This window comes from Xenorhabdus siamensis, from assembly GCF_037996745.1.
Lineage (GTDB): Bacteria > Pseudomonadota > Gammaproteobacteria > Enterobacterales > Enterobacteriaceae > Xenorhabdus > Xenorhabdus indica.
On the sequence record NZ_JBBMXE010000011.1, the window covers coordinates 107450 to 118374 of the forward strand.

The window sequence follows — 10925 nt, forward strand, 5'->3', positions numbered from 1 at the left end:
AGTAGTGGTCACCGTGATAACGAATTAATTTGTTATCACAGATAAAATTAAATTTATTTAATTTAAAAAATGAATTAATTCATCAATGTAATATGCTCACCTAATGTTTTTTTGGCTAATGGCCCCACTACCGGCTTTGGCCCATATTCAAAACCAATAATAGGTTTATCGGAATAGATTTTTTCCATACATTGTTGCCAGAGCACAGGGTACGATAATTGTTTAACTAATAAATCGATGAATTTCTCCCGATTATTCAATGGATAATAATCCGCTGTCACATTTGATAATACCGGGGCTTTCAGTGAATAAATCTCAGCTCGTTCAAGAAAGTTTTTAAATTTCTCAGCAATACTTGTCATTCTTTTCGAATGAAATGCACCATTCACCTGCAAAGGATGAAAAATACCTTTCGCCTTTAATACATTTTCCTGAAATTGAGATAATTCAGATTGATCACCTGAAATAATAAATTGGGTGGGTGAATTAAAATTGGCTATGGTTAAATCATGCAATTCAGAATCCGCTAATAAAGATTCTACCTGCTCCAATTTAAGGCCAATAACAGCAGCCATCGCTCCCTCAGAGCAAAGAGCCATACATCGGCCTCGTTCCTGAACAATCGATAACGCCGTTTCAAAACTAAACGCACCCGCGGCAAACAAAGCACAATATTCACCCAGACTATGGCCCACAAAGATTTCAGCGCCTGTCCCGTGTTTTTCCAGGCTGTCTAAGTAATGGAGAATATTAATGACAAACAGAGCTGGCTGAGTGAATTCAGTTCTGTTAAGCACCAGGGGTTCACCTTCACATACCTGAACGAGTGAATACCCCAATACCTGTTGTGCGAGCCTCATGTGATATTCATATTTATCAAACAGGTTGCGTCCCATGCCTTGAAACTGGGCCCCCTGTCCGGGAAACATTGCGACAGTACATGTTTTCATTGTTTACATCCTGTTTTCTAAATGCAGTTGTTATCTTTTTTTCCTCAACTTATAAGTGAGTGACATTTCAATACATATACTCAGCTCATTTGTTGGTAAATCGTTTTCCGGGTCTAAAACAATGGCCCGATTCTTTGAATAAGTCAGTTCGGGAAAAAGGGTTCTGAATGTATCAACCAGTGTAGTCTGGCAGTGAAAAAAGATAGCCACATGCGAATGACCGAAACGATCTAACCGGACGGTGGTTCCCGATCCTGTTTCGAGAGTCAGATAGCTGGGTTGCCCCCATTTCAGAGTCTCAGTAATTGAACCAACGCCTTCCGTTTTTGCTGCGACGTCAAATATTAATTCTCTTATCGTCAATAATAATTTTTGATATCGCTCAGGATAATGATCAAATACTGAGTGAACGTCTTGACTCTGAAATTCTTTCATAAGATTGCTACCTTGTTTGTTAATTTGTGCATTGTGGCTATCTCACACAACACGGTCTTTGGATTAAGAATAAACCTTATGATATTACGGTTTATGACTTTTATCCAAAAGACAGGTCACTTTTAGCAATCAATTCCCAACCCATCCCATCTCTTTATAAGAGACATATTTTTTACGTAATTCACTGTCAGGGACAACAACATCATTATCAGACATTTGCTTCCCTTCCAACGTTAGTCTTTCCATTCTTTGAGATTGAACAAATTCATAGAGCGGATTCTGATGTTGGTAAGGCATTTTAATCTTCCAGCGGGAAGCAATGGCAATGGATACAGGCGGTTGATTATTAATTGCATGCCACCACCACGGCGGATTAATTAACATATCCCCCGGTTCTAATGTAATTCTCAGTTTAGGAATACGGTTATAAAGAGGCTGATGTTCTTCTAAATATCTTACCGGTGCATTATGTTTGACAAATGAACCCACAAAGATCCCTTTATTAAATATGGAGCTATACATAGCCGCAGAATATTTAGGGTGAACAAATATCCATTCTTTACGGCCATAAATATTCAGGAAGCAATTCAGCTCATTAGCACAATGGTAAACCGCACCAGTACCCGAACCGCCGATGAAAAGCTGGGCAATTTTGTGATATGAGGCAAAATCACCTAAGAAGTTATCAATACGGTCAATCCCAATTTGTTGATGCAGGATCGGATATTTATTAAAGATATCACTTAAGTTTTCAAGATAAGCCCGGCTGATATCCCCCTTTAATACGCCATTGATATAATCACGTAGCGAGGTTCCATCTTCTTCAAACAGTTTTTCTGTTGTCGAATACCACAGTTGAAAATCGCCGAAATTATCCCGGAAATATTCTGGCGTCCATAGCTGCCCGCAAGGGAAAGAGGAGGCAAATCCTTTAATGACAATAGGACGAATATCTTCCGCATAGATCTGAGCCAATTTCTGCCAGGTTAGCTCCCCCGGTTCATAGGTTTCTATTTCTGAATAGCCGGATTCTAAAGCCGGTAATGCAAATGCCATATTTTGTTCAGCTTGTTTTAATTCGTTCTGAAACAAATCCGGCTTTAAGAAAAAGTTTCTTAAGAAAAAGATGCGCTCATATTCCAGACGTTCTTTTTCAGGCAGATCCACATAATCATAATTTGAATATAATGTTGTCATGATACTTTCTCCTCAAGTATGGAGTGAATAAAGTTAGCTGCCTTATTAACGCTCTGATACGGTAAGATATCCTGTACAGAGAGTTGAGTCAGAAATTGCTTATTAATGTTCACCACTATTTTTGCCAACGTGATTGACTCCAAACCATAGCTTGAAAATAAAGCATCCTGATCTAACTCATCGGCTGTCATATACATCGCCGTCATCACTTCCCTGCTGAGAAAACCTTTAATTTCTTCTAACAATATTTCTTCTAAATTGGCCATATCAAAGTCTCGCTTCCGGAAGTTGAGATATAACTTCTTTATACAACGGGAGTATTTCATCGGCTGATTTCTCTATTCCCGCGACGGTCAGAAAGTGATTTGTCGATTCATATAACGACATTAATTTCGATACGATATCGACATTCTGATCATCCAGAATGCTGACCTGCATTTTATTTTCAGAGCATGACAAACCGAACATCACGGCTTTTGCCATCATCTCTTTGAGTATATTTATGACTGAGTCTTCGACTTTATCCATAACTTACGTTCTCCACAGTTATTTATTGCTAATAATATGCCCTTCTGAATTATTTTATTTTTCATTCAGTCCAGCATTTTCCCTCGTTGGCACAATATAAAGCGGTGATGAGTGATCGAACGGATATTTCGGCCAGAAACTCCGTTTATTCATGGGGGGGATGATCGCTTCATCACCGCTTTTTTTCTTTAACCATTGATGTAATGCTTCTGGCAATGCTGCCAGCATTTCATCATCCTGACCGTTCATAGAGGTCTGTAATTCATCCACATTCTGCCCTGCCAAAAATGCCGCCAATTTATCAAGCAGTTCTTCATAACTGCTGACTTTCACCACCAATCGCACATCTAAATGTTTACGATAAAACCGTAATGTCGATATTAGCTGAGGGAGTGGTGTGATATGGCGATATTGGTGGATCTGTTCTATGACTGAATTCACATACCGTTTTAATGACTCAATATTATTGGCCGACAGACAGAACCAGTGTTCGTTATCTTCAATAAGTCGGTTTTCAGCGTGATCGGTAACAGGTTCTAAAAGGACAAATGCTGAAACGCCGCCTAATCCATAGGAGAGTAAACCCACTAATCCTTCAGGCTGATTAAAGGGCTGACTGGTATTTTTGATGTGTAGCCGGTTGCTATCAATATCTTCATTCAGCGCATGTAATTCAGAAATACCCGGTATCTGTTGGTGTTTCATCGCCAGTATTGTCCGTACAAATCCTGCAATACCGGAACACACCTCAAGATGCCCCACGTTCGACTTCATTGAACTAACCACACAGGATGCGCGCGCTGACTGTGATAAAAACGCGGCAATGGCATCGGCTTCACTGAGATCACCGACATGAGATGCAATACCATGCGCTTCAACATATTGCAGTTTTTCGATATCCGCCTGTGCCGCTTTAAACGCGCTTTCCATGACATTCATATGGGTAGAGGCGTTTGGTGCAGTGAAGGAATCCCCCTGCCCTCCGTGCCAGCTTGCTGCACTTTTTACCTTGACTAAGACTTCGTCGCCATCCGCCACCGCTAATTTCAGATTTTTTAGCAGGATACAGCCTACTCCTTCGCTACGAACAAACCCGTGCGCATCTTTATCAAAAGGCTTAACCATACCGTCCACACTCAGCAGGTTTCTTTTTTGCAATGCGGTAAAACGAGAAGGTAATAAGTTGATTTGCGCAGCGGCGACAACCGCTTGATCCACAACACCTGAACTGATTAATGCTTTCGCTTTTTCGACAGCGGAATAAACACTCGCGCAAGCAACATTCAGGGTTTCACTGGGCCCTTTGAAATCAAACAAATGGGATAATCGATTGGCAGACAAATAAGGTGTTGATGCACCCACTGAGAACTCATCGATTGATGAATCAAATTCAGCAATTAATGCGTAATCATTCGCATCAATACAAACAAAAACAACCGTCTTTCGTTGGTTAAATTGTTCAGGTGAATAACCCGCATCAGTGATGGCAGACCAGACACTTTCTATCAGTGCTCTATGTTGGGGATCCATCAACATGGCTTCCCGGCGAGACAGGCCAAAAAATTTATAGTCGAAGGCCAGACTGTCCTTCATGAAATATCCCTGTATCTTTTCTCTTTCGATGTTTCGGGTTAATTCATCCGGTAACATCTGCCAGCGTGATTCAGGATAAATGTCAGGCGCCAGGATTTTCTGGCTGAACAATGGCCAGGAATCACGCCACTGCTCAGTGCCACACAGACGTAAGTCAATGCCAATGACGCCCACATCCTTTTCATCAACGTCTATTTGTGAAGAGGTATGATGTTCAGGCTTCTTCTGTAGAAGATCGTCGTCATTATGCGGTTTTTCAGCGTATTGGCTCAGATACGCTGCCAAAGCATGTATGCTAGAATATTGCGCCAAAACGACGCTGTTTATCGTCAAACCCGTTACCTGACTGAGTTCCCGTGAGATCCCCTGCATCGCAATAGAGTCAATGCCCATATCAGAAAAGCGCGTTTTGAAATCCCTATTTTCTGGCTGTAACCCGGTTATCTCCGTAATCACCGACAAAATGGCGGAAATCCGCTCTTGCTTGTCTTTCAATATTAACTGACGTACAGGCCGGCGATTAAGCACTGCATCGATTTTCTTACCCGCACCCGCCACAACACAGAGTTCTGCGGGCTGATGCATCAGCGCGTGATTAAAAATCCGGATGCCATCATCGATTAACAAAGGATCAGTACCCGTTGTATCCTGTAACATAGACACGGCTGATTGATTGATTCTCATGCCGCCATCCAGCCAGTAAGGCCAGTAAATCACCGTCGTTCTCCCGGCTCGCAGCCCTGCCGATTGTTGCTTATTTCGGTTATGCGCAAACGCGGTGAGATAATGATTCGCGGCGGCATAATCCGTTTGCCCGGGGTTCCCGAACAGCGCCGTTATTGAGGAAAACACAATAAATTGTTTAACGGGCAGTGAAGCGGTGAGTTCATCCAACAATTCACACCCAATGACCTTACTTTCAACAATGTTCCTGACATGCTGTTCTGTCTTTAAAAACATACTGCGATCATCAATATTTCCTGCACTGTGTATGATGAGATCGATGTTTTTATATTGAGTGACAATGTGTTCAACGGCCGCGGTGAGTGCCTGACGATCACAACAATCCGCCTGAATATATTCAATCGTGCCTTTTTCTGATGTTTTATAATCCGCAGGCAGTTCACTACGCTTTCGACGACCCATGATCACAACATTTGCATCAAACGTATTGGCTAAATATTTGGCAAATACTTGCCCGAGACCGCCGGCACCTCCGCTGATTAATACTGTCGGTTTAAAATCCAATAGCGCTTCACAATGTTGTAGTGATTGTTGTGCTGACTCTGACGGAAATGCACTTACGTGATAGTGTAAAGCTTCTAATCGAAGAGTCGGTGATCCCTTTTCATCATGATTCAAACGTCGGCAGAAAGAACTCGATACCGGCATTTGCAACAGCGTTAAACATTGTTTTATATGTTGTGAAACAGTGACATTGTGGAGTTGATACCAGCCACAAGGTAAACCGAACTCTTTTTCCAATGATAGGGCGTGCGCATAGAGTGTATTTGCCCAGATGTTTTCTCGATCAGATAATAATATCCATGAGCCAGGTCTTGTTAATTCAATGGCTCTGATAAGTTGCCCCAGAAAATGTAAATACCAGTTAATCCAATCACTCCCTGACGCATCATTGGGTAATTGGGGCAGTTCAAAATATCGCTCAGGTGAAACCTGTTTTTTCAATACGGAAGATTGCTTTTCATCCAGCATAGAGAAAATAACAGGTGCCCTGTTTTTCTCATGATTTAGCTCATCATCAGAAGAGGCAATGGAGGAAAATAACGGTTCAATCTGGTACAGGTCAGTGGCGTTATTCTGTTTTTCATCTCTGATGATTTTATTTTCAACTATTTCATTTTGTGTCGTTTTAAGCTCATCAGGAAAATAGGCATTGTGCTGAAAAGGATAAGGCGGAACGTAAGTAATATGGTCATTACCTGTTGAAAATAAATCTTTTAGACTATCCCGTTCTCTGTTCAGCCAGGCAGCCACGTTTTCATATTCCGGATATTCGTTGGCAGGGAGTGTTTCAGCCGCTAATCCATTGGCAAAAGCGATCATTTTCCCCAATAACTCTTGCCGGGTGTGATAGATAAAAGCGACACGGTGTGGCAGATTCGTTCTTCTGGCTAAGGTGTAAGCACAATCACTCACTGAGGCGGTCGGTGTGTTTTGAAGAAACGTCGAAATCAACAACGCATAGGCTCTTAATGACTTATCTGAGGATGCTGAAAATGCAAACACAGGTGTCGTCGGTTCCGGCTTAAAGACTTTCTGATTCTGATATTCAGAAACAATTGCATGAGCGTTGACACCACCAAATCCAAAACTACTGACACCAAAGCGCCGCGTTTTTCCTTCTGCTGGCTGCCAGTCACACTCTTCCGTCAGGATACGGAAGGGACTATCCTCCAAATCAATTTTTGGATTTAATTCAGTGAAATTCGGCATCGGTAATAGGCGTTTTTTCTGAATAGAAAGCAGGCCTTTAATCAAACCTACCATGCCCGAAGCCGATTCAAGGTGTCCAACATTCGCTTTGGAACCTGATAATGCACAATAAGCGGTACCTAATGTTTCTCCACACTCTTTAGCATGGGCGCGGAAAGCACGTTTTAATCCGTTAACCTCAATCGGATCGCCTTTTGGGGTTCCCGTACCATGAGATTCAATGTAGGAAATTGAATTGGCAGAAATATTGGCTTTCTGAAGCGTTTTTTTTATGACATTCGCCTGAGCATAGGCATTAGGGGACGTGATCGTCGCAACACTTCCACCGTGATTAACGGCCACTGCATCAATCACACCATAGATCCGATCGTTATCCGCTAACGCCTTTTCGAGCGGTTTTATCAGGAGCATGCCTGCGCCTTCTCCGCGAACATAACCATTCGCTTGTTTATCAAACGTTTTTAAACTTCCGGTTCTGGACAACATCCCGGCTTGGGAAAAGGCAACAAAGTAAGTGTGGCTAAATAGGTAACTCACTCCCCCGACAAAAGCCGCTTCACAATCACCCGTCTGAATAGATTGCACGGCGTAAGAAAGTGCCACCAAAGAACTTGAGCATGCGGTATCAATAGGAACACTAGGACCTTTTAGATCCAAATAGAAAGAGATTCTATTGGGAATTAACGTAGTATACGTTCCGGTTGAAAGATGCCCTTGAATATTCGTTATGGATTTTTCCAGCCGTTCTTTATAATCAAAGTTACACACCCCCAGAAAAACACCAATATCCGCAGATTTCACATCAGAAACACCATATCCCGCATCTTCTAAACATTCAACCGCTAATTCCAAAGAAATGCGCTGCTGAGGATCCATTAACTCCGCTTCACGCGGCGTGATATTAAAATAAGGAGCATCAAAACGGTCAAAATTTTCTACCAAACCCGCCCAACGACTTGCAGATTTATTTTTTTCAAAATGTGGCGAGTAATATTGACTAACAGACCATCTGGATTCAGGTATTTCAACAATCGCTGATTTTTTCTCTTGATATAATTTCCAAAATGCTTCTTGGTTATAACTCCCAGGGAAACGGCAAGATATCCCCACAATAGCCATTTTTTCTCTGTCATGCATGCACGTATCCCTCTTTCTTTAACTTTTTCTCTCTCAAATATAAAAAATCATCTATCTATAAGAGACTATAAGTTCTATTTAAAATAAAAATGCTCAAAAATGAGCATATTATAAAATTATTTATATCCAGCTGGTAAATTAATATTTTGATTAAAATTCATGAATCCAATAATTGTATTTTTTTTAGAAATTTACTTTTTATTACTGGTTAATGTGGTTTGTCGTTACTATCATAAAACAGAAGATATGAAAGAGCATAGAAAAGAAAGTTGCAGGCATTCAAGATATTTATAATATTTTTTATTATAAATATGTTTTTACAATTTCCGCATTATACCAACGTATAAAAATAATCCAATCTGACATTTCATACTTTTTAAAAGGTTAAGCCGAAAAATGTTATAGCATTCCAAATCATAAAAATGCATGGCAAGTGATAGAAACTTTCATTCAAAAGGAATGTTATTTTTAATAATCAATCTAACCAGTTAAATAATATAAGTTGACCAGACAAACTATCTGCATTGGTGTTATAATCGGTAATCCGATGACTTACCACCTATTCTTATGAAATCGAATATCACACTGTCTGAACCTGAACGTCTACATTACAACAACTGGCTTTGAATCACAGACATCGGGACATCCGTACGCGAGGAACGGGCTTGCTCATGCTTGCCAGAGGCATCAAACCCCGCCAGATCGCCGAGGAGATAGGATGTAGTCTCAGAGTTATCTATGACTGGGTTCACGCCTGGCATGATTCAGGGATAGCCGGATTATTAAGGGGCCATGTACGCTTGAGACGCTGGCTAATACCCTGAAAAAACAGGGGTTAACCTATAAGCGAGCTCGCCTGTCTTTAAAAAAACGCAATGACGCGGAGTTTACTGAAAAAGCCGCTTTATTGAATAAAATTAAGGCGGGCGCACGGTCAGGTCATTATCGGCTGGTCTATCTTGATGAAGCCGGTTTTTCCGCCTCCCCACCGGTGCAATACGGATGGAGTCCACGAGGTAAGCCCCATGAAGCCGAGCCGCAAAACCCGGTCAGACGGTCAGTGCTAGGTGCGCTAAATTACACTGATAACACCCTGTTTTATCAGATAACATCAAGTAGTGTCACGCGGAATGATGTCATTGATTTTTTAGCGCAGGTCGCCCAACAAGGCGATCATCGCCTGACATTTGTCGTGTTAGACAATGCCCCTATCCAACATGGGATCGATGAAAAAATTAAAAGTCTCTGGTTACGAGAGCACAACCTGTTTTTACTTCACCTTCCCGCCTACAGTCCAGAACTGAATCTGATTGAAATCGTCTGGAGGGAGGCTAAATACCATTGGCGACGTTTTATACCAATCTAACTTGAAGATGCCGGTTTCAAAATCTGGAAATTATCATTCAATCGACAAGCGAGTCCACCCGCTTTTTCCCGGAGTGTGACACGAAAAAAGGAGTGAATTGCCTCGCGAAACACTTTCGGTGTGGCGAAGTAGACATTGTTACGCACCTGCTCGTTCATATATTTCCATAATCGCTCTATGGGATTGAGATTAGGACTGTAAGGTGGCAAGTAATGCAACTCAATGTTGAGGATCTCGGCGATATCTTTCACCAAATCGGTACGGTGATAACCCGCCCCATCCAAGATGAGATGAATTTTCTGCGAAAGCGGATAGGTTTCTCGAATGGCACCGAAAAAATACGCCACATTTTCCGCGTTAATGCTCGGATATTCACGAATAATAGTCTCTTCAATACACTGTAAATTAAGGGCGCCCATGATGTTGAGTCGGGTACGGCTGCCTGTAGTTTCAATCATTTTGACGTGCTTTACCCCTGATTTTATCCAGCCATAGCTTAATTTTGTAGACTGTGAGGGATGCACAGCATCAATAAACAGAATCGGCTCATTCTGACCGAATTCGTCTTTCAGGGCGTGGTAGGCCTCAATAAATTGTTGCTGTTTATCCGCATCAAATTTATGAGGAACCCCTTTCGGCTTCTTGTAACTGAACCCTTGACGGTGAAGCCATTTGGTCATCCCGGCCACGGTGAACGAAACCTGCCAGCGTGCCTGGACATAGGCCACAATGTGTGCGGTAGTATGCATCAGATTCACCGTCAAATAATCCACCAGTTCAGCGGTTTGCCGGGCAGACAGATGGCTTTCAGAACCGCCATTTTCAGGGGCGAGTTTTTCCTGACTGAAATAATCTTTCAGATGACGACTGACAGTGCTTTCATGAATACGTAAGGCCTGAGCAATCATCTGAGCAGTCCAGCCCTCGGAAGCCAAAAGAACCGCTTTGATGCGGTCGCGAACGCGTCCATCACGCGTTGTATCATGCATCAGTTCGAGGGCGTGTTTTTGGTCTGGTGTCAGATGAATTTTCATGGTTGCAAGCATGATCTGATTCGGATAAGAAATCAAGCATCTTCAATGATGATTGGTATATCACTTGGACTCAGGAAACCATGGAACATGAGATCAATACATTATTAGCCGGTTATGGTGACCAATTTGCAATTAATTTCTCTTGAGGACTTACTTTATTATTCCATTAAGTACTCTTCAATCCTTTTTTTATCAACAATTAGAAAACGTTCTTTGGACTCATTAATA

General features: G+C 41.8%; 9 protein-coding genes. 2 read left to right on the forward strand and 7 right to left on the reverse strand.

From position 1 onward, the window contains the following. Positions 1 to 74: 74 nt before the first annotated feature. From AAC852_RS12140 to AAC852_RS12165, 6 genes are all read right to left on the reverse strand, one after another. Positions 75 to 950 carry an ACP S-malonyltransferase gene (locus AAC852_RS12140; RefSeq protein WP_340621270.1) on the reverse strand — a complete coding sequence of 292 codons (876 nt, stop codon included), beginning with the start codon at positions 948 to 950 and terminating at the stop codon, positions 75 to 77. A gap of 30 nt (positions 951 to 980) precedes the next feature. Then, the gene (locus AAC852_RS12145) at positions 981 to 1385 is read right to left on the reverse strand and encodes a DUF1801 domain-containing protein (RefSeq protein WP_340621271.1); all 405 of its coding nucleotides are present in this window, start codon (positions 1383 to 1385) and stop codon (positions 981 to 983) included. Between the two features lie 129 nt (positions 1386 to 1514). Next, complete coding sequence (locus AAC852_RS12150) at positions 1515 to 2582, reverse strand: cupin-like domain-containing protein (RefSeq protein ID WP_340621272.1); 1068 nt, start codon at positions 2580 to 2582, stop codon at positions 1515 to 1517. Then, positions 2579 to 2848, reverse strand: a complete 270-nt coding sequence (locus AAC852_RS12155; RefSeq protein ID WP_340621273.1) for an acyl carrier protein — start codon at positions 2846 to 2848, stop codon at positions 2579 to 2581. Before AAC852_RS12155 ends, AAC852_RS12150 begins: the two co-directional genes overlap by 4 nt. 1 nt (position 2849) lies before the next feature. Continuing rightward, entirely contained in the window at positions 2850 to 3110 is a 261-nt protein-coding gene (locus AAC852_RS12160; RefSeq protein ID WP_340621274.1) for a hypothetical protein, read from the reverse strand. Between the two features lie 54 nt (positions 3111 to 3164). Continuing rightward, positions 3165 to 8297 carry an SDR family NAD(P)-dependent oxidoreductase gene (locus tag AAC852_RS12165; RefSeq protein WP_340621275.1) on the reverse strand — a complete coding sequence of 1711 codons (5133 nt, stop codon included), beginning with the start codon at positions 8295 to 8297 and terminating at the stop codon, positions 3165 to 3167. A 671-nt stretch (positions 8298 to 8968) separates the two neighbouring features. Here AAC852_RS12165 and AAC852_RS12170 point away from each other — a divergent pair. After that, positions 8969 to 9121 (forward strand): helix-turn-helix domain-containing protein, encoded by a 153-nt coding sequence (locus tag AAC852_RS12170; protein WP_340621276.1) that lies wholly within the window; start codon positions 8969 to 8971, stop codon positions 9119 to 9121. A gap of 32 nt (positions 9122 to 9153) precedes the next feature. After that, entirely contained in the window at positions 9154 to 9663 is a 510-nt protein-coding gene (locus AAC852_RS12175) for an IS630 family transposase (protein ID WP_340621279.1), read from the forward strand. Here AAC852_RS12175 and AAC852_RS12180 read toward each other — a convergent pair. Next, positions 9660 to 10697 (reverse strand): IS630 family transposase, encoded by a 1038-nt coding sequence (locus AAC852_RS12180; protein WP_340619667.1) that lies wholly within the window; start codon positions 10695 to 10697, stop codon positions 9660 to 9662. The genes AAC852_RS12175 and AAC852_RS12180 overlap by 4 nt on opposite strands. Positions 10698 to 10925 lie beyond the last annotated feature (228 nt).

Coding starts and splice junctions, on each gene's coding strand:
- AAC852_RS12160 (WP_340621274.1), bottom strand. CDS start 3,110: ATGGATAAAGTCGAAGACTCAGTCATAAATATACTCAAAGAGATGATG.
- AAC852_RS12165 (WP_340621275.1), bottom strand. CDS start 8,297: ATGCATGACAGAGAAAAAATGGCTATTGTGGGGATATCTTGCCGTTTC.
- AAC852_RS12145 (WP_340621271.1), bottom strand. CDS start 1,385: ATGAAAGAATTTCAGAGTCAAGACGTTCACTCAGTATTTGATCATTAT.
- AAC852_RS12155 (WP_340621273.1), bottom strand. CDS start 2,848: ATGGCCAATTTAGAAGAAATATTGTTAGAAGAAATTAAAGGTTTTCTC.
- AAC852_RS12140 (WP_340621270.1), bottom strand. CDS start 950: ATGAAAACATGTACTGTCGCAATGTTTCCCGGACAGGGGGCCCAGTTT.
- AAC852_RS12150 (WP_340621272.1), bottom strand. CDS start 2,582: ATGACAACATTATATTCAAATTATGATTATGTGGATCTGCCTGAAAAA.
- AAC852_RS12180 (WP_340619667.1), bottom strand. CDS start 10,697: ATGAAAATTCATCTGACACCAGACCAAAAACACGCCCTCGAACTGATG.
- AAC852_RS12170 (WP_340621276.1), top strand. CDS start 8,969: ATGCTTGCCAGAGGCATCAAACCCCGCCAGATCGCCGAGGAGATAGGA.